Annotated in this window: 22 protein-coding genes; 14 read left to right on the plus strand and 8 right to left on the minus strand. The window is 68.1% G+C overall.

The window, feature by feature from the left end:
* Nucleotides 1-11: 11 nt before the first annotated feature.
* From fliR to flgB, 5 genes are all read right to left on the minus strand, one after another.
* Nucleotides 12-788: a flagellar biosynthetic protein FliR gene (gene fliR, locus MPPM_RS14275; protein ID WP_017485876.1), complete on the minus strand. Its 777-nt coding sequence runs from the start codon at nt 786-788 to the stop codon at nt 12-14.
* A 45-nt stretch (nt 789-833) separates the two neighbouring features.
* On the minus strand, nt 834-1100 hold the full coding sequence (gene fliQ / locus MPPM_RS14280; protein WP_012454514.1) for a flagellar biosynthesis protein FliQ: 267 nt from the start codon (nt 1098-1100) through the stop codon (nt 834-836).
* Nucleotides 1101-1178: 78 nt separating this feature from the next.
* Nucleotides 1179-1502, minus strand: coding sequence for a flagellar hook-basal body complex protein FliE (gene fliE / locus MPPM_RS14285; protein ID WP_096485596.1), 324 nt, complete (start codon nt 1500-1502; stop codon nt 1179-1181).
* Nucleotides 1503-1507: 5 nt separating this feature from the next.
* Nucleotides 1508-1918 (minus strand): flagellar basal body rod protein FlgC, encoded by a 411-nt coding sequence (gene flgC / locus MPPM_RS14290; protein ID WP_096485597.1) that lies wholly within the window; start codon nt 1916-1918, stop codon nt 1508-1510.
* Between the two features lie 21 nt (nt 1919-1939).
* Nucleotides 1940-2356, minus strand: a complete 417-nt coding sequence (flgB, locus tag MPPM_RS14295) for a flagellar basal body rod protein FlgB (RefSeq protein WP_017485879.1) — start codon at nt 2354-2356, stop codon at nt 1940-1942.
* A gap of 333 nt (nt 2357-2689) precedes the next feature.
* Here flgB and MPPM_RS14300 point away from each other — a divergent pair, with 333 nt between their 5' ends.
* Both MPPM_RS14300 and MPPM_RS14305 read left to right on the plus strand, forming a co-directional pair.
* Complete coding sequence (locus MPPM_RS14300) at nt 2690-3961, plus strand: hypothetical protein (protein ID WP_096485598.1); 1272 nt, start codon at nt 2690-2692, stop codon at nt 3959-3961.
* A 206-nt stretch (nt 3962-4167) separates the two neighbouring features.
* Nucleotides 4168-5262, plus strand: coding sequence for an NAD(P)/FAD-dependent oxidoreductase (locus MPPM_RS14305; protein ID WP_096485599.1), 1095 nt, complete (start codon nt 4168-4170; stop codon nt 5260-5262).
* A gap of 106 nt (nt 5263-5368) precedes the next feature.
* Here the strand turns inward: MPPM_RS14305 and MPPM_RS14310 are convergent, their stop codons facing one another.
* A complete protein-coding gene (locus MPPM_RS14310) occupies nt 5369-6208 on the minus strand; it encodes a transglutaminase-like domain-containing protein (protein WP_096485600.1) in 840 nt (279 codons plus the stop codon).
* A 208-nt stretch (nt 6209-6416) separates the two neighbouring features.
* On the opposite strand from MPPM_RS14310, the gene MPPM_RS14315 reads away from it, so the two are divergent.
* The 11 genes from MPPM_RS14315 (at nt 6417) to MPPM_RS14365 (ending at nt 14096) form a co-directional block, all read left to right on the plus strand.
* Complete coding sequence (locus tag MPPM_RS14315) at nt 6417-7223, plus strand: heme ABC transporter permease (RefSeq protein ID WP_096485601.1); 807 nt, start codon at nt 6417-6419, stop codon at nt 7221-7223.
* A 9-nt stretch (nt 7224-7232) separates the two neighbouring features.
* Entirely contained in the window at nt 7233-7385 is a 153-nt protein-coding gene (gene ccmD / locus MPPM_RS14320) for a heme exporter protein CcmD (protein WP_096485602.1), read from the plus strand.
* Nucleotides 7382-8002: a DsbE family thiol:disulfide interchange protein gene (locus MPPM_RS14325; RefSeq protein WP_096485603.1), complete on the plus strand. Its 621-nt coding sequence runs from the start codon at nt 7382-7384 to the stop codon at nt 8000-8002. Before ccmD ends, MPPM_RS14325 begins: the two co-directional genes overlap by 4 nt.
* Nucleotides 8003-8124: 122 nt before the next feature.
* Entirely contained in the window at nt 8125-8868 is a 744-nt protein-coding gene (locus tag MPPM_RS14330; protein ID WP_096485604.1) for a (Fe-S)-binding protein, read from the plus strand.
* A complete protein-coding gene (locus MPPM_RS14335) occupies nt 8865-10439 on the plus strand; it encodes a lactate utilization protein B (RefSeq protein WP_096485605.1) in 1575 nt (524 codons plus the stop codon). The genes MPPM_RS14330 and MPPM_RS14335 overlap by 4 nt, the downstream gene beginning before the upstream one ends.
* Entirely contained in the window at nt 10436-11041 is a 606-nt protein-coding gene (locus MPPM_RS14340) for a LutC/YkgG family protein (protein WP_096485606.1), read from the plus strand. Before MPPM_RS14335 ends, MPPM_RS14340 begins: the two co-directional genes overlap by 4 nt.
* Before the next feature lie 88 nt (nt 11042-11129).
* Nucleotides 11130-11990, plus strand: a complete 861-nt coding sequence (locus MPPM_RS14345; protein ID WP_096485607.1) for a transglutaminase-like domain-containing protein — start codon at nt 11130-11132, stop codon at nt 11988-11990.
* A 401-nt stretch (nt 11991-12391) separates the two neighbouring features.
* Nucleotides 12392-12853 (plus strand): 50S ribosomal protein L13, encoded by a 462-nt coding sequence (gene rplM, locus MPPM_RS14350; protein WP_017485891.1) that lies wholly within the window; start codon nt 12392-12394, stop codon nt 12851-12853.
* A 2-nt stretch (nt 12854-12855) separates the two neighbouring features.
* A complete protein-coding gene (rpsI, locus tag MPPM_RS14355) occupies nt 12856-13341 on the plus strand; it encodes a 30S ribosomal protein S9 (RefSeq protein ID WP_017485892.1) in 486 nt (161 codons plus the stop codon).
* A gap of 83 nt (nt 13342-13424) precedes the next feature.
* Nucleotides 13425-13805 carry a DUF2293 domain-containing protein gene (locus tag MPPM_RS14360; protein ID WP_096485608.1) on the plus strand — a complete coding sequence of 127 codons (381 nt, stop codon included), beginning with the start codon at nt 13425-13427 and terminating at the stop codon, nt 13803-13805.
* An 81-nt stretch (nt 13806-13886) separates the two neighbouring features.
* Nucleotides 13887-14096 (plus strand): TOBE domain-containing protein, encoded by a 210-nt coding sequence (locus MPPM_RS14365; protein WP_017485894.1) that lies wholly within the window; start codon nt 13887-13889, stop codon nt 14094-14096.
* A gap of 9 nt (nt 14097-14105) precedes the next feature.
* Here the strand turns inward: MPPM_RS14365 and MPPM_RS14370 are convergent, their stop codons facing one another.
* Both MPPM_RS14370 and MPPM_RS14375 read right to left on the minus strand, forming a co-directional pair.
* Nucleotides 14106-14984 (minus strand): aldose 1-epimerase family protein, encoded by an 879-nt coding sequence (locus MPPM_RS14370; RefSeq protein WP_096485609.1) that lies wholly within the window; start codon nt 14982-14984, stop codon nt 14106-14108.
* Nucleotides 14985-15045: 61 nt separating this feature from the next.
* Nucleotides 15046-16836, minus strand: coding sequence for an ABC transporter ATP-binding protein (locus tag MPPM_RS14375; RefSeq protein ID WP_096485610.1), 1791 nt, complete (start codon nt 16834-16836; stop codon nt 15046-15048).
* A gap of 613 nt (nt 16837-17449) precedes the next feature.
* Here MPPM_RS14375 and MPPM_RS28920 point away from each other — a divergent pair.
* Nucleotides 17450-17740: a hypothetical protein gene (locus MPPM_RS28920; RefSeq protein ID WP_244573315.1), complete on the plus strand. Its 291-nt coding sequence runs from the start codon at nt 17450-17452 to the stop codon at nt 17738-17740.
* Nucleotides 17741-18494 lie beyond the last annotated feature (754 nt).

The following is an 18494-nucleotide window of genomic DNA, read 5'->3' on the forward strand; positions in this document are numbered from 1 at the left end:
CGCAAGGGCGATCAGCGCCCGAGGAACGCGCCGAGATAGCGGCCGAGATCGTCCAGGAACAGTCCCATGACGAGACCCAGCGCGCCGACGAGCAGCATCATGCCGATCAGCACGGACGCGGGAACGGCGAGGAAGAACACCTGTAGCTGCGGCATCAGCCGGGAGAGGACGCCGAGCCCGAGATTGAACAGGATGCCGAACACGATGAACGGTCCGGAAATCCTCACGGCCAGGGCGAAGCCGCGGCTGAACGCGTCGAGCGCCAGCTTGGCGGCATCGGCCATGGCCGGGACGCCGCTCGGCGGCAGCAGGAGGTAACTGCGCCCGATCGCTTCCAGGGCGACGTGGTGCAGGTCGGTCGCCATGATGAGGGTGACGCCGAGCAGGGCCAGAAAGTTGCCGAGCGCCGCCTGCTGCCCGCCCATCGTCGGGTCGACCGTCATGGCGTAGGACAGCCCGAGCTGCTGCGAGATCACCACGCCGGCCGTCTGGAGCGCGGCCAGGATCATGCGCACGCACAGGCCCAGCATCAGCCCGATCAGGATCTCGCCGAACAGGAGCCCGATCAGGGCGGGCGACGCTAGTGCGGCGTTGCCCGTCGGCAGCATCGGCCGCACGGTGGGGAACAGCACCAGCGTCACGAGGAGCGCGAGGGCGAGCCGGACGCGGCCGGCGATGAGCTGCTCGCCGAGGCCCGGCATCAGCATGATCAGCGTGCCGACCCGGGCGAAGGTGATGAGGAAGGCCGCCGCGAGGCCGGGCAGCAGCAGGTCGAGCGGCGTGGTCATGCCCGCCCATCCTACACGCTCGGCCGTGCCCGCGCTGCGGCTTCATCATCCGCCTGCGGCGATCCGGGCGGCGATCCGCGCCATGTAGGCGGCCATGGCGTCGCCGATGAAGGGGAGCATCAGCAGCATCACCCCGAACACAGCGACGATCTTGGGCACGTAGATCAGCGTCTGCTCCTGAATCTGCGTCAGCGCCTGGAACAGCGAGACGATCAGGCCGACGACGAGGGCAACGATCATCAGCGGACCGGCGACCTTCAGGAAGACGAAGATGCCGTCGCGGGCGATGTCGAGGATGGCAAGGCCGGTCATGGGGCGTCGGGCTTTTCGTCTACTCTGCGGGTCGGCGGCATTCCCCGCCTGCGGGGAGGGGCAGGAATCGAAGAGCGCTCAGATCGGCATGCGCATGATCTCCTCGTAGGCGGAGATCACGCGGTCGCGCACGGCGACCAGGGTCTGGAGGGCGGTCTCGCTCTCGGCGACGGCGGTGACCACGTCCACGACATTGGCCTTGCCGGTGGCCGCCGAGAGGGCGGCGCGGTCGGCCTGAGCGCCGGACTGGGCCACGCTGTCGAGGCTCTGTTGCAGGAAGCCGGTGAAGCCCCCCGGCGCGGTCGGACCCTGGGCCAAGCCTTGAGCGGGCTTCGCGGCGCCCGGGCGGGCGAGGCTCTGGGCGGCGCCATAGGCGCCGGCGGCGAAGGCGGAGGTCGTCATCGAGGCTACGCCTTCAGGATCTCGAGGGTGCGGGAGATCATCCGCCGGGTGGCAGTCACCATGTTGAGGTTGGCCTCGTAGGAGCGCTGGGCCTCGCGCATGTCCATGTTCTCGATCAGCCCGTTGACGTTGGGCAGGCGCACCTCGCCGCGGGCATCCGCCGCCGGGTTGCCGGGGTCATGCTTGGTGCGGAACGGCGTGGGATCGCGCCGCACTCGGCCGGCCTCGATGACGCTTGCGTTCAGTTCGCGGTCGAATCGGCTCGTGAAGGTCGGAATCTTGCGCCGGTAGGGATCGCCGCCGGCGGTCTGGGCCGTCGAGTCGGCGTTGGCGATGTTCTCGGCGATGATGCGCATCCGGCCGGATTGCGCCTTGAGGCCGGATGCGGCGATGCCGAGGCTCTTCAGGAAATCCATGACGGTCTCCGTTTACGGATCTCAGCGCTTGCCGACGGCGATCTTCAGGGCGTCGAGGCTCTTCTGGTAGAGCGAGGCGACGAGCTGATAGTCGGCTTGGTTGTCACCGGCCTTCATCATCTCCTCCTCCAGGTTCACCCCGTTGCCGGAGGGGCGGACCTCGAAGCCTTTGAAGCGGCGGGGGTCGGCGTTCGGGCCGGCGCTTGCCGGCATGCCGATATGCGCGGAATCGGTGCGGGCGAGCCCGTCGCCGCCGACGGAGGCGCCGACAGGGGCAGCGAGGCCGGTCGAGGCAGCCGAAGGCTCGGCGAGGTCGCGCGGGCGAAAGCCCGCCATGTCGGCATTAGCGACGTTCTCGGCGAGCAGGGCTTGGCGCGCCTGATGCCAGTGCATCCGGGTGCGCAGCATGCCGAGCAGGGGCAGGTCGGTGAGCGACATGGTGCCTCGGATCCGGTGCGGCGGGCGATGGGGCTCGGAGGAGCCGCAGATCCGGACCCGGCAGAATCTGCCGCCGACATGGTTAAGGAGCCGTTAACCGGGCAAATCCTGCCGAGTGCCTGCTGGCCTGCCCTGATAACGGCGTGGAAAACGCGCCGCTCACGGCGCACCGAGTTGTTAACGAAGTGTCAGCCTTTGTTGCCGCGCGGCAAGGCGGCGGCGATAATCAGGCATTGTATTGCGTGGGGCCGAGATCGCGTCGCCCGCCGGCCTCCAGTCACCGCTGGACGCCGCGCGCCGACACCGGAGCTCCGACTACGAAAGACGCGGGTCTTGCAAGCGTTCTTCAGTTCCGAGGGCCCACTCGCCCTGCAGTTCCTGGTGATCTTCGTCGTGATCCTGGTGCTGCTCCTGATCGCGGCGCTGCTGTTCGTGCGGCTGTCCGGGCGCGGCCTCACCCTTTCGGCGGGGGCGGGCCAGCGCGGTCGCCAGCCGCGGCTCGGCATCGTCGACATCTACGAGCTCGATCGTCAGCGGCAGCTGATCCTGCTTCGACGGGACAACGTGGAGCACCTCCTTCTCGTCGGCGGCCCCAACGACGTCGTGGTCGAGCGCCATATCCAGCGCGGGGCGGGGAGCCGCTACGCCGCGGAGGGGCATGCGCGCTCGGGCGAGATCGGCGCGGTCGAACCCGGCGGCATCGAGACGCCGCGCACCGATCCGTTCTTCGACTCGCCGATGCCTCCGACCTTCGCGATGCCGGAGGTGGTGCCGGCCGCCGTTCCCGGCGCTCCCCCCGTGACCGATCGGGCGGCGCCTCTCGATCCCGGCCTGTTCGAGCCCGAGATCTCGCCCGCCGACGCCCCGCCCCGGCCGGCCACGCCGGTCAGCCGCCTGATGCGGCGCACCGCGCCGCCGGTGGTGAGCCCGCGCCCGGAGACCGCCTCCGAACGGACGCTCCGCCCCGAGCCCGCGGCGGCGGCTTCTGCGCCCGAAGCGGCGCCGGTCATGGCCAGCCGTGAACCGAGGGCGGTCGACCCGGCCGTTCTCTCCGACATGGCGCGGCAGCTCCAGGTCGCCCTCAAGCGTCCCTCATCCGCCGTCACGCCGCCGCCGGGGGGCACCGGCGAAGCACCCCCTTCGCCACCGGCTCCGAAGCCCGGCGAGCCGCTGCCGCCCCGGCCCGATCCGATCGCGGCCGCGATGGCTGCGTCACGGCCGGCCGAGCCGGCCCGGTCGGCTCCGTCGGCGGCGGTGCCGCCGCCCCCTTCGGTCAGGCCTGAACCAGCCCCGGCTGCTGTTCCGAGTCCGCCCGCATCCGAGCCGAAACCCGAGCCCGGGCCTGAACCGAAGCCGGCTTCGGCCGCCAAGCCCGTCGCCCCACCGCAGTTCGTAGCGCCGTCCCGACCCGAGCCGGCCAAGTCCGAACCCGTCAAGTCCGAGGCGACCAGACCTGAACCAGCGAGAGCCGAGCCGCCGAAGCCTGAGCCGCCCAAGGCCGAAGCGCCGGAGCCGGCTGGTCAAGGACAGAATCCATTCTCGGTGGAGGAAATCGAAGCGGAGTTCGCCCGCCTCCTCGGCCGCCCCCTCGACAGCAAGTCCTGACCCGGGGGCCCGCTCGTTCGAAGCGGAGATCCGTGCCGTCGGACCGACGCGGCGCACGAGCGAAATCGAAATCCGCCCCGACAGGGTTCCATCGGATTCGACAGGGGGCCGGCAAGATCATCCGATCATCGACCGGGCTCCGCCGGATCCTCCCGATCGCGGCGGAAACAGCCGGTGTCGCGGGGTTTTAGTGAGGCAGGCGAGGCATGGAAGCGCTCGTTGTCGGAGCGGGAGTGGTTGGGCTCGCGATCGCGCGGGTTCTCGCCCGGCGCGGCGCGGCGGTCATCGTCGCGGAGGCGGCCGAAGCGATCGGCACCGGCGTATCCGCGCGCAGTTCGGAGGTGATCCACGGCGGCATGTACTATCCGCCGGGCTCGCTCCGTGCCCGCCATTGCGTCGAGGGACGCCACCGCCTCGTCGATTTCTGCGAGAGCCACGGCGTACCCTATCGGCTGTGCGGCAAGCTCATCGTGGCAACGTCGGAGGCGGAGCGCCCGACGCTTGAGGCGATTCTCGCGCGTGGGATCGACAACGGCGTCGAGAGCCTCCACCTGCTCGAACGGAAAGAGGCCGTCGCCCTGGAGCCGGCACTGTCCTGCGTCGCCGCCCTCTACTCGCCCGCGACCGGGATCGTCGACAGCCATGCCCTGATGCTCGCCCTCCTCGGTGATGTCGAAGATGCCGGCGGCGTGCTGGCTCTGCGCACTCCGATCGAGGCCGCGGAGCGACGGGCGGGGCGCTGGCACGTGCGCTTCGGCGGTGCAGCAGCGGGTGAATTGCAGGTCGACGGGCTCGTCAATGCCGCCGGCCTCGGAGCGCAATCCCTTGCCCGCCGGATCGAGGGTTTGGCGCCGGCCGCCGTGCCTCGACAGGTGCTGGCCAAGGGCAGCTACTTCGGGTGCGCCGGCCGACCGGCTTTCACACGGCTGATCTATCCGGCGCCGGTCGAGGGCGGCTTGGGCATCCATCTGACCCTGGATCTCGCCGGCCGCATGCGGTTCGGACCCAATGTCGAGTGGGTGGAGGCCCCGGATTATGCCGTCGATGCAACGCGCGCCGAATGCTTCGCCGCGGCGATCCGGCGATACTGGCCCGGTCTGCCGGATGATCGCCTGACGCCGGACTACGCGGGCATCCGACCGAAACTCAGCGGCCCCGGCGAGCCCGCGGCGGACTTCCGCATCGACGGCCCGGCGGAGCACGGGCTGCCGGGTTTTGTCCAGTTGTTCGGGATCGAGAGCCCGGGCCTGACGTCCTCGCTGTCACTGGCCGAGGCAGTGGCCGATCGGCTGATGATGTGACGCAATATCCTCGGCCGAGCTGATCGATTCCGCTCGGCCGCGGTTCTGGACCCCGTTTTGACACACATTCTGTCGATGAGCCGGCCGCCCGCCGTCGGGAACTACTCTAGGCGGCGCGCATCATGTCCGTTCTCGTCCGATCTTCCACCGCGTCGGTGTGGACCTCGAACCGGATCAACCGCGCCGTGCCGAAGCTTGTCGAGATCGCACAATCCGTGGCGTCGCGACCGCGTGCCATCACGATCCGGCCGATCCGCGGCGTGTTGTGGCGGGCATCGAAGGTGTACCAGCGGCCCCCGAGATAGACCTCGAACCACGCCGAGAAGTCCATCGGATCGGGCACGGGCGGCACGCCGATATCGCCAAGATAGCCCGTGCAGTATCGCGCCGGGATGTTCATGCAGCGGCAGAAGGCGATCGCGAGATGCGCGAAGTCGCGGCAGACGCCGACCTGCTGGTGGTATCCGTCCGAGGCGGTCCGGGTGGCGTCCGCCTGCTGGTAGTCGAAGCGGATGCGCGTGTGCACGTAATCGACGATGGCCTGGACCCGTGCCCAGCCCTCGGGCGTCTGGCCGAAGAGCTGCCATGCGATCCCGCAGAGCTTGTCCGTGTCGCAGTAGCGGCTCGCCATCAGGTAGAGCATCACATCGTCCGGCAGCCCATCCACCGGTGCCTGGGCGGCCTCCGGAACGACCGCGTCGGGCTGACCCGAATCAGCCACGAGGAAATCCGCCGAGATCGAGAGGCGGCCGGGCGGCGCGACGATACGGGTGCAGACGTTCCCGAAAGCGTCGAGCGTTTGCCGCTGCGGGATCGGCGGGTCGAACGCAATCGTCTCCGGGCTGCGCAGATCGCCCTGGCGCGAGGGGTGGACGCTCAGCAACAGCGACATGGGCGTTGCAGCATCGGTTTCGAAGGTGATGTGGTAACCGGTCTTGATCAGCATGGGACAGCCTGCAATATCGCCCGCTGATCCCGAACAGCAGATTTCGGGCAGGGCAAGCCGGTAAGTTTTTAATCTACGAGCCGTTCCGTTCGTGCGCTGCACAAATATTCCGCAGTGCGCCGACTTGAGTGTCGCCGCCCCACGACGCACGGGCCGGGACGTTGACGCGCATTGCTGCTGCAGCGCACTCGGCGGTATGGAAGCGGCCATGTGGACCGCTCTCTGGAACCGTCTCGCCCATCCGGGCCACTTCCTGCGCTGGTCGGGTGCGGCTTTGCCGTGGCTCGCCGCGACCTCGGCCGCTCTGATTGCGGCCGGGCTGTATCTTATCTTTTTCGTCGTGCCGCCCGACTACCAGCAGGGCGACACGGTGCGGATCATGTACGTCCACGTGCCGGCTGCGATCCTCGGCATGGGCTTCTACGGGGCGATGACGCTTTCGGCGATCGGGACGCTCGTCTGGCGTCATCCCCTCGCCGACGTCTCGCAGCGCGCCGCCGCGCCGATCGGCGCGGCCTTCACCCTGATCTGCCTCGTCACCGGCTCGCTCTGGGGCAAGCCGATGTGGGGCACCTATTGGGTCTGGGACGCGCGCCTGACCTCGATGCTGGTGTTGTTCCTGATCTATTGCGGCATCATCGCCCTGTGGCGGACGATCGAGGATCCGAGCCGGGCCGCCCGTGCGGTGTCGATCCTGACGCTGGTGGGAGCGGTGAACCTGCCGATCATCAAATTCTCGGTGAACTGGTGGTCGACGCTGCACCAGCCGGCCTCGATCCTGCGCATGGGCGGCTCGTCGATCGATTCGTCGATGCTCTACCCGCTGCTCGAGACGGTGCTGGCGATGACCGTGCTCGGGGTTACCCTGCACCTGCAGGCGATGCGCACCGAGATCTACCGCCGCCGGGTGCGAACGCTGCTGATCCGGCAGGCCGAACGGCTCGATGCCGGCGTGCAGGAGGCCGTCCCGGTCACCCGCGCGGCTGCGACCCTTCCCGTCGGACAGGCGATCTGAGGCCGAGCCATGGATTTCGGACCCTACACCGCATTCATCGCCGGCTCCTACGGCTTCGCCGCCCTGGTGCTCGGTGGCCTGATCCTCAACGGCTGGTGGGATGGGCGGACGCAACGCCGCGCGCTCGCGGAGCTTCAGGACGACCGGGGAGGGCGGCCGTGAACGCCCCGACGCCCGGAGCGACCCCGCCCGGCAGCGGCGAGCGTCCCCGCCGCTCGCTTCTCGTGCTGCTGCCGGTCCTTGTCTTCGCCGTGCTGGCGGTCGCGTTCTTCGTGCGGCTGCGTTCGGGCGCCGATCCGCAGGCGCTGCCCTCGGCACTGATCGGCAAGCCCGTGCCGGCCTTCGCGCTCGCGCCGGTGAACGGCCTGCAGGCCGACGGCAAGCCGGTGCCGGGCTTGTCGAGCACGGACCTGAAGGGGCAGGTGACCGTTCTCAACGTCTTCGCCTCGTGGTGTGCCCCCTGCCAGGTCGAGCACCCGATGCTGATGCGGCTCGCACAGGAGCCCGGCATTCGCCTCGTCGGCATCGACTACAAGGATCCGGGTGATGCCGGGCGGCGCTGGCTGGAGCGCAACGGCCTGCCATTCGCGGCCGTCGGCGCCGACACGAGCGGCCGGGCGGGCATCGATCTCGGCGTCTACGGTGTGCCGGAGACCTTCATCATCGGGCCTGACGGGGTGATCCGCGACAAGCTCGTCGGCATCCTGACGCCGGAGAATTACGCCAGCGTCCTGGGCCGCATCCGCGCCGCCGGCCGACCCGCGCCCGTGACCAACTGACCGACGGGCGCGGCCAGCGCTTGGAAACCTGAGACCGCAGGCGTATGCACCCCGTGCCGGCTTGAAACCGTTCCAAGGTGGACGAGCCGCGCACCCAGCTGAAACCGCGATCAAAGAGCGCCATGCGGATCGGACTGTTCGTCCCCTGCTACGTCGATGCCTTCGAGCCGGAGGTCGGCATTGCCACGCTGGAGCTGCTGGAGCGGTTCGGCCTCACCGTCGATTACCCGTACGATCAGACCTGCTGCGGCCAGCCGATGACGAATACCGGCTGCCATCAGGAGGCGGCCGCGACCGAGGCCCTTTTCGTCAAGAATTTTTCCGGCTTCGACTACGTCGTCGCTCCGTCGGGCTCCTGCGTGCATCAGGTCCGCGAGCACCTCACCGCGATCCCGCAGACCGACGAAGTGAAGGCCGTGCGGGCCAAGATCTTTGAACTGGTCGAGTTCCTGCACGACGTCCTGAAGATCGAGGCGCTGCCCTGGGCGGCGTTCCCGCACAAGGTCGCCTACCACTCGAATTGCAACGCGCTGCGCGGCATCGGCCATGCCCGGCCGACGGAACTGAACCGGCCGTTCTTCTCGAAACCCCTCAACCTGCTGAAGAAGGTGAAGGGGCTTGAGATCGTCGATCTGACCCGCCCCGACGAGTGCTGCGGCTTCGGCGGTACCTTCTCGGTGTTCGAGCCGGCCGTCTCCGCCAAGATGGGCTACGACAAGGTGACGGATCAGGCCCGCGCCGGCGCCGAGTACGTCGTCTCGGCCGATTCCTCCTGCCTGATGCATCAGAAGGGCTGCGCCGAGCGTCTCGGCGTGCCGTTGAAATACATCCACATCGCCCAGGTGCTGAACGGAGCTGCCGCATGAGCACCGAGGACCTGACTCCGCGCCAGACCGGTGACGTGCTCCACCCGGAGGTGCGCGCGCCCTCCGACGAGAGCGAGCGCGGCCCCGGCGGCGACCGGCTCCAGCACGCGGAAGCCGCCTCGAAGCCGATCCGGGCCGACGCTCCGCGCGAGCCGCAGCCCCGCGGCGCCAAGGTGCGCGGGAACAAGCCGATCGATCAGGCGGAGGCTGCCGAGCGCTTCCTTGCCGCGCCGCTTCACCAGAAGGCTCACGACGAGCGCCTTTGGGACGTGCGCCGCAAGCGCGACGTCGCGGCCCACGGCATCCCTGAATGGGAGGAGCTTCGCGAGCTCGCCTCGCAGATCAAGACGCATACGCTCACGCATCTCGACCACTACCTCGAGCAGTTCGAGGCAGCCGCCAAGGCCAACGGCGTGCATGTCCACTGGGCCGAGGACGGCGCGGCGCACAATCGCATCGTCCTCGACATCCTGCGGAAGCACGGCGCCAAGTCGCTGGTGAAGTCGAAGTCGATGCTGACCGAGGAATGCGGCTTCCGGCACTTCATGGCGGCCCACGACATCGACGTGATCGAGACCGATCTCGGCGAGCGCATCCAGCAGCTCGACGAGGAGGAGCCGAGCCACGTGGTGATGCCGGCGGTCCACAAGACCCGCCTCGACGTCGCCGACGTGTTCGCCCGGACGCTCGGCACCGATCCCGACAACGACGACGCCCATTACCTCGCCGAGAGCCAGCGCGAGACGACCCGTCCGCTGATCCTCAAGGCCGATGCGGGGCTGACCGGCTGCAACTTCGCCATCGCCGAAACCGGCACGGTCGTCACCTGCACTAACGAGGGCAATGCGGACCTCTCGGGCAACGTGCCGCCGCTGCAGATTCACTCCATCGGTATCGAGAAGATCATCCCGCGCGTCGAGCATCTCGGCGTGTTCATCCGCCTGCTGTCGCGCTCCGCGCTTGGCTCGCCGATCACCCAGTATACCTCGCATTTCCGTGGGCCGAGGCCCGGCACCGAGATGCACATGGTGCTGGTCGATAACGGCCGTTCCGAGCGGCTGGCGATGGAGGAGTTCTGGACCTCCCTCAAATGCATCCGCTGCGGCGCCTGCATGAACACCTGCCCGGTCTACCGGCGCTCGGGCGGCCTGTCCTACGGCGCGACCTATTCCGGCCCGATCGGCCTCATCATCGACCCGACCTTCAACAAGCGGAAATACTCGACGCTGCCATTCTCCTCGACCATGAACGGTTCCTGCACCAACGTCTGTCCGGTCAAGATCAACATCCACGAGCAGATCTTCGCGTGGCGTAAGGTGCTGGCCGAGGAGCACCAGATCCCGCTCTTGAAGCAGGGGATGATGAAGGCGGCCGGTGCCGTGCTGAGCCGTCCGGCCGCCTACCGCGCCGCGATCCAGACCGCCGACTCGGCGCTTCGCGTGCTGCCGCGCTTCGCCGTTTACAATCCGGCCAACACCTGGGGGAAAAAGCGCGAGATGCCCCATGCCCCGCGGCAGAGCTTTCACGCGTGGTACCGTCAGAACCGCATGAAGAAGGGGAGCGACGCGTGAGCGCCCGCGACGCCATTCTCGACCGGCTGCGCGCCAACCGCCCGGCCGGTGACTTCCCGCTGCCCGAGGTGCCGACCTTCGCGCCCCTCGTCGGCGACGACCTCGTGGCCGAGTTCTCCGAGCGCCTGGGCAAGATGGGTGGCCGGGTCGAGCGGGCCGGTCCGGCCTCCGATCCGTTCGCGACGGTGCGGTCGCGCTTCGATGGGGCGCGGGTGATCGCCTCCGCCGTGCCGGAATTCGTCGGAAACCGCGATCTCGGCGCCGTTCGCAAGCCGGGCGATCTGGCCGATGTGGACGTTGCGGTGGTGCGCGCCCGCTTCGGCGTGGCCGAAACCGGCTCGGTGCTGTTCACGGAAAGCGACCTGATCGTAAACTCGGTCGCCTATCTCGCCCAGCACCTGATCGTCCTGCTCGATCCGGCTGACATCGTCGTGAACATCCAGGCGGCCTACAAGCGACCCGACTTCGCCCAGGCAGCCTACGCCGTGCTCCACACGGGTCCGTCGGCTACCGCCGACATCGAGGGCGTCCTGATCCACGGAGCGCAGGGTGTCCGCTCTCTGACGGTTCTTTTGTTGCAGCGCAAAAAACAGGCAGCCTGAGAACGGAGCCGACGGATCCTCCGCGCGTTTGCGACCAAATGCCTCGCTTGGCGAGGCGGCAACCCCCGCAAAGATCCGGAGACGACCCGTGCGGTTTAAGCTCGGCTGCAGCCTCGCCTACGAGGTCAAGAGCCCCACCACCTTCATCTTCAACGTCGAGGTCGCACAATTGCGCAGCCTCGATATCATCAGCGAAGCCCTGACCTTGACGCCTGATCCGGGGCGTCGGGTCTACGTTCATCCCGACCTCAAGAACCGCTACCTCGGCGTCACCGCGCAGGAGGGTGCGCTCTCGCTCGAGTACAACGCAGAAGTCGCGCTGAGCGTGACCCGGGCCGACCCGGCGACGATCCGCGAGACGCCGGTCGCGGAGCTTCCCCTCGATATCCTGCCCTTCCTCCTACCGAGCCGTTTCGTCTCCTCGGACCGCCTGACGCCGTTCGCTCAGGCCGAATTCGGCGCGTTGCCCCAGGGGCATGAGCGGGTCAACGCAATCTGTAACTGGATCCACGATCACATCGCTTATCAGCGCGGCGCCAGCGACAGCGAGACGACCGCCGACGAGACGCTTCTCAAGCGGGCGGGCGTCTGCCGCGATTTCGCGCATCTCGGCACAGCCTTCTGCCGGGCGCTCGGCATCCCGGCCCGCTTCGTCAGTTGCTACGCCTACGGCCTCGTACCGCGCGACTTCCACGCCGTGTTCGAGGCCTATCTCGATGGGCGCTGGTGGCTGTTCGACGCGACCCGCCAAGCCCATCTCGACGGTCTCGTCCGCATCGGGGTCGGCCGGGACGCCGCCGAGATCGCCTTCTCGACGCCGTTCGGGACGATGGAGCCCACCGGCATGGAGATCCGCATCGACCGGGCCGATGGAGGCCCCGAGCCGGCACAACGGACGGTCGATGCAATCTCGACCGAAACACCGGCCCCGCATGCTGGCGCCGTGTGATTGCGTCTGCCTCACCGCTTCTGCCGAGCCGTCGGCAAGAAATCTGAAATTTTTTTCGTCAGAGCCGGATTAACCGGCGCGATCACCCGTCTGCCTTTATGTTCGGGTTATCCGGACGAATCTCCAACTCAACCCGCCCGGTCCTATCCGCGGCGGGTTTTTCTTGTCCTCACATCGACCGCTCGGGAGCGTGCAAATCCGGCCCAGACACCAAGAGAGATGCGGTATCTCGATACCGCAGTGTCAAAAGCCTTCGTTTCATTGCGGTTTTCTGGCTTAGACGTCCGTCTCGCGCCTTGACGCGGCCGCGAATCCTCCGTAGTGACCCTCCCGCACGCCGCTGCGTCCTCACCCGACGCGGCGGCGCCTTGTTTCCAACGTCACCGGCACGGGAATCGGCCATGAAGACCACTTCGCTGAAGCCCGCCGACGTCGACAAGAAGTGGGTCGTGATCGACGCCGAGGGCCTCGTTGTGGGCCGTCTCGCTTCGATCGTGGCGATGCGCCTGCGCGGCAAGCACAAGGCCGCCTACACGCCCCACGTCGATTGCGGCGACAACGTCATCGTCATCAACGCGGACAAGGTGAAGTTCACCGGCCGCAAGTACGACCAGAAGGTCTATTACCACCACACGGGCTATCCGGGCGGCATCAAGGAGCGCTCGGCCAAGTTCATCCTCGAGGGCCGGTTCCCCGAGCGCGTGGTCGAGAAGGCTGTCGAGCGCATGCTGCCCCGCGGCCCGCTCTTCCGCCAGATCCTCGGCAACCTGCGCGTCTACAAGGGCGCCGAGCACCCCCACGAGGCCCAGCAGCCGCAGGCGCTCGACGTCGGCTCCCTCAACCGTAAGAACGTGAGCGCTTGATCATGGCGACCCTTCAGTCCCTCGCCGATCTCAATCGGGCGAACACCCAGACGAGCAACTCGGAGAACGAGGCGCCCGTCCACGTCCAGAAGCTGGACGCTCAGGGCCGCGCCTACGCCACCGGCAAGCGCAAGGATGCGGTCGCCCGCGTCTGGATCAAGCCCGGCAACGGCACCGTGGTCGTCAACGGCCGCCCGGTCGAGACCTACTTCGCCCGTCCGGTGCTGCGCATGATCCTGCGCCAGCCGCTGGAGATCGTCGGTCGCGTCGACCAGTACGACATCACCGTCACGGTGAAGGGTGGCGGTCTCTCCGGTCAGGCGGGCGCCGTGCGCCACGGCCTGTCCAAGGCTCTGACCTACTACGAGCCGGAACTGCGTTCGCCGCTCAAGCGCGAGGGCTTCCTGACCCGCGACCCGCGCGTCGTGGAGCGCAAGAAGTACGGCCGCAAGAAGGCCCGCCGCAGCTTCCAGTTCTCGAAGCGCTAAGGCGCTTCATCTTCGACGTCGTCAGGGGCGGGGCCGCGAGGCTCCGCCCTTTTTCGTGTCGCGCAACGAGGCGAGATCGTCGCATGAAGAAGGGAGTGAGCTCGGACCATCCGGCTGGCGTCGCCCCATTGGCGGATCGGCGCACGTTGGTGACGGAGGCGCTGATGCGGCTGGCCCCGCGGCTGCCGGAGTTCGAAGCGGAGGCGGTGGTGGATCGGGCGCTGCGCAGCCCCGGCCTGCGGGGCGCCGTACCGGAAAATGCGGCCTGGCTCGCCCTCACGGCTTTCGCCCGCCATGCCTTCACCGAGTACGACGACCTCCTCGACGAGGGCTACGACCGCGACAGCGCCCGTCACTTCGTGCTCGACGACATGAACGCAATGCTGGCCGAGTGGGGCTGCCGCCGGCGCGTCTCGGAAGAGGCCGATGCCGATCTGAGCGAGGACGATCTCCCTGACGCGTGAGGGACAAGCGGATGGCTGCCGCTTGCCGGCCCGCGACGGCTGGGGCAGGGAGGGCCATCCCAGCAACGGAGAAAGCCATCCATGAAGCTCAGCGCGCGCAACGTCCTCAAGGGCAAGGTCGTTTCGGTCGAGAAGGGCGCGACCACGGCGCATGTGAAGATCGAGATCGCCAGCGGCCAGGTCGTCACCTCGGCCATCACCAACGAGTCGGTCGATGCGCTCGGGCTCAAGGTCGGCGGTGACGCCTACGCCGTGATCAAGAGCTCCGACGTCATCATCGCCGTCGATTGACGATCGGACTCAGTCTTCGATCGCCAGTACGATCCCGTGCCGGGCGGTCGCGCCCGGCGCCAGCTGGCGCTGCGAGTCCCTCTCCGCCAGCTCGCCATCGAAGCCGGCCCAATCGGCGTGGCCGGTCCAGGCTTCGAGCGACAGGAACGGCGCTGTCGGTTTCGTCCAGACCGCGAGATGAGGGAAATCCTCCATCCGCATGGCGATGGCCCGGCCGTTCGGCGCCGCGAACCGCATTGTCCGGCTATGCGCGTTCAGGAAAACGAGGGCCTCGGTGAACATGTCCGGATCGAGATCGAGCCGCGCCCCGTCGAGGGCGAGCGCGCGCTCGCTGCGCACCAAAAGCCCACCCGCGCCGACCTCGGGCACGAACGGCCGCTCCGCCCGCTCGAACAGAACCGCGTAACCGCCGCCGGCGCGACGCTCGCCGCCCGCGAAGGGCCACGGAAAGGCGGGGTGGAAGCCGAGGGCGTAGGGCAGGAGAGTCTCGCCCGGATTCTCGATGCGCACCTCGAAGGCGAGCGTCCCGGGTGTGATGCGCGCCTCGATGGTCAGGCGAAACGGGAAGGGGTAGTGCGCCCGCGTCGCCTCGTCGTCGCTCAGGCTCAGGGAGACCGCATCCTCACTCCGGCCGATCACAGCGAAGGGCAGATCGCGGGCAAAGCCGTGCTGCGCCATCGGATAACGCTGACCCGCCACCTGCACCGCGCCCCCGGCCGAGGCGCCGACGACGGGGAAGAGCCAGGGCGCGCTCCGATTCCAGTGTTCCGGGTCGCCGTTCCAGAGGTATTCGCGGCCCTTCACCTGCCAGGAGACCGGCTCGGCGCCGCGCAACGCGATCTGCGCCGCGCTGCCGTCGCCGGCTCGGATCTCGACCGTCTCGACCATCGCTGCTTCCCCCCCCGCCGCTGCTCGTCCCCGCAGCGATAGCTGGGCCGAAGCGGGACCGCTACGGGGTCTCCGCCGCGATGGCGCCGGTGGACGGGGTCGGCGCCGCCGGATCCGCGATCACCTGCGAGGGCGGCCCAGAGGCGACAATCCGCCCATTCTCGACGACGTGGACCGTGTCGGCCCGGCGCAACGAGGTCAGGCGGTGGGCGATCATGATGATGGTGCGCGTGCCGCCGAGCGCACCGAGCGCCTCCATCACCGCCGCCTCGGTCTCGCCGTCGAGGGCGCTCGTCGCCTCGTCGAACACGATGACATCGGGGTCGTGGTAGAGCGCGCGGGCAATGCCGATGCGCTGGCGCTGGCCGCCGCTGAGCCTCGCCCCGCGCTCACCCACGCCGGTGTCGTAGCCGTGGCTCAGGGCGGTGATGAAGTCGTGGGCGCCGGCGAGCCGCGCGGCGCGTTCGACGGCAGCCCGGTCGAGCTGGTCCGGCTCAATGCCGAGGGCGATGTTCTGCGCGATGCTGCCATCGACGAGAAAGACGTCCTGCGGCACGTAGCCGATCCGATTCTGCCACGCTGGCAGGCTATCGGGATCGAGGGGCCGGCCATCGATCAGGATGCGGCCCTGGGTCGGCGTCAGAATGCCGAGGATCAGGCCCACCAGGGTCGACTTGCCCGAGCCGGTGCGGCCGACGAGGCCGACCGTGGTGTGAGCGAGGATCGTCAGGTCGATGCCGCGCAGGGTCGGGCGGCCGGGCTCGTAATCAAACGCCACGTCTTCCAAGCGGATCGCCTGGGTGAAGGGCAGGCGCTCGGCAGTGCGGGGGCGGGGCTCGCTCTCGCCCGCCAGCGCATCGACGACGAGGCGCACGCCGGGCAGATGAAAGCGCAGCTGCGAGACGGAAGTGAAGATGTTCTGGAAGGCCGGCAGCATGCGGTAGCCGGCGAAGGCGAACAGGCCGAGCAGCGGCAGCATCCCGGCGGTGTCGATGCCCTGTGTCAGCGCGAAGAGCACGACGGCGATCACACCGCCGAAGGCAAGCGATTCGATGACGAAGCGCGGCAATTGCCCGGTCACGAGGCTGGAGGCGAGCGCGTGCGCATAGGAGCGGGCCGGCGCGTCGAACCGGGCCGTGAAGGTTTCGGCCCGTCCATAGAGCTTAAGCTCGGTCAGTGCCCCGAAGGTCTCCTGCACGACCCGATAGCGCCCCTCGTTGCCTGCCACCGCCCGCGTGCCGAGCCGGGCCAGGCGGGCCCGCATGACGAGGTAGATCGCGACGTAGAGCCCGCCGAAGCCGCCGCCGAGAATCAGCGCGAGCCGTGGCTGATAGGCGATCAGGAAAATGACCACCGCGAGGGCCGAGGCACCGCGCGAGGCGATCACCATGGCCGGGGTGAACACGCCGACCACGAGGCGATCGGTCTCGCTCAGCACGTTCTTGGCGAGCTCGGCGCTGTTGGCATGGGCGAAGAACAGCCTCTCGCGACCGACGTAGCGGGCGAGCAGGCGCCGCGCGAAGTCGTATCCGACAAGATGCGCGAACAGGAGCTGAGCGTAGGCGAAGGCGGCGTTGACCGCGCTGGTGACCAGAATCGCGGCGAGGGCGGCGAACCCCGTAGCGAGGAGGAAGGCGCGGTCATCGCCGAGGCCGAGGGCGCTGCGAAGGCTGGCCAGGTAGGGGATGCGTGCGGCCGCGCCGGGATCGCCCACCAGCGTGAGGAACGGGAGCACCGACGCGACGCCGACCACTTCGAGAAGAGCGGCGAGCCCGAGCCCCAGGCCGAGCCATGACAGCCGCTGCCGGTCGCGCCGCCGCATCACCCGCAGGAGATCGAGGAGGGTCCTCAAACGGTCACCGGGGCGAGAGGGGCGCTAGGTTCGAGAGCGCGGGCATAACCTGCGACCGCCTTCGAACACGAAACGTGCGCTCGATGCAGGAAAGGTTCGAAGCGCCGCTTAAGTGATTGATGGCAAACGCACCCTTGAGCCCGCCTGCTTCTCGCCCGGTCTCTAGCACGGCGGGCGCGGGGGCCGTCAAGCGGATGAGGCACCTGCGACGCGATTCGCGGGAAGATGCGGACATCGCCGCCGAGCCGATGAGGCGGACGGACGTCAGATCCGCACGGCGAAGTCACTGCGAGCTGCGGCAAGGAGGCGAGACGCACCATCCATCGCGAGATCCGATTTAGACCGCGGAACCGGAACCTTGACGGTACGTTCTGCAAGCATGGAACACTATAGATCCGTTCTTGCCACCACTGCTGTCATGGTCTTCGGCCTGGTCGCGACCTCTCCCCTCGTCCGAGAGCAGAATTCGGCGTCGCCACGCATGCAGAGAGTGGCTGCCGATACACATTCGGGCAATGGCAGCGACGGATGGATCGATCCGCCGCGACAGAGGGTCGGGTTGCCAGCTGTGACCGATGCGGCGGCGCCATCGAGTCAGGGCCGTGCTGGTGAGTTGCCGGCTCCCAGGCTCGCGAGCTTCACCCTTCTGGCCCCCGAGACGGCAGCCCTTCTCGCCTCCGACGACTTCGCGAGGATGGATGCGGGACAGCGGGTTCAGGCGGTGCGCCGCCACCGCGCCGCCAAGGTTGCCGCTCGGACGCGTCCGACCGCACATGTCGAGCAATCCGCGACCGCCACGCCCGCGCCCGCGCCGGAAGACACGGCGACGGCACCGCAGAGGGCGGCCCGGATCGATCCGATCGGCGACATCCTGAGAGGGCTCGGGATCGGGCGGGATAGCTGACGGTCGCGAGGGGATAAAACGTCAGCCTCGCGCAGGCCAATCTGCCGCACGGCACGCGCCATAGTTTTCGCTCGTTGGTCTCGGGAGATTTCTCGATCCGCGCAGTGGAGCAGCCGTCATGATCCTTGCCGCCGCCATCATGCTGATTGGTGCCCTCGGCGCAATCGCCATCACCGTCGCCGCGCGTCCGAGTGCGGATCGATTTCTGAAATGGTGATCGGCAACCGTGCACCGCATCGATCGGTTGCTTGAAACTTGCCAAGCCCATCCCGCGTTAAGGCCACGAAGATAGGACGCGGAGGCCCGGCTGTGGCGGCGATTGTGATGGTAGCGGGTGTGGTCGGCGCCGCAGGAACCCTCATCTGCCTGATGCCGCGGCTCGACTCTTTTTTCGAATGGTGATGTTTTCGAGGCGTTCACCGAGCGCTGACTTTGCCCGTGAGCACCGAGCCGGGAATCTATCGATCAGCGGGAGTTGAACGCGGCCACTCTGACAATCCGCAGCCTTTGCCGATAAAAGCAACTAAAGTGAGCGTTTGCATCGTAGTGTGACGACCGGTGTGCCCACAGATTTGAGACGCGGTAGCGATGCTGATCCGGATCGTCGCGGAAGGCGTTGCGCGACGTCGATTGGCGACGGACAGATCAGCCTCGACGGTGTGGCGAAGGGAACCGCGGTAGAAATTGTGGCACGGGAGATTGCGGCGTCCTCTGCTCTACATTGATTGAAGATAAATGCATCAGCAGCTCCGCC

This window comes from Methylorubrum populi (assembly GCF_002355515.1).
Lineage (GTDB): Bacteria > Pseudomonadota > Alphaproteobacteria > Rhizobiales > Beijerinckiaceae > Methylobacterium > Methylobacterium populi_A.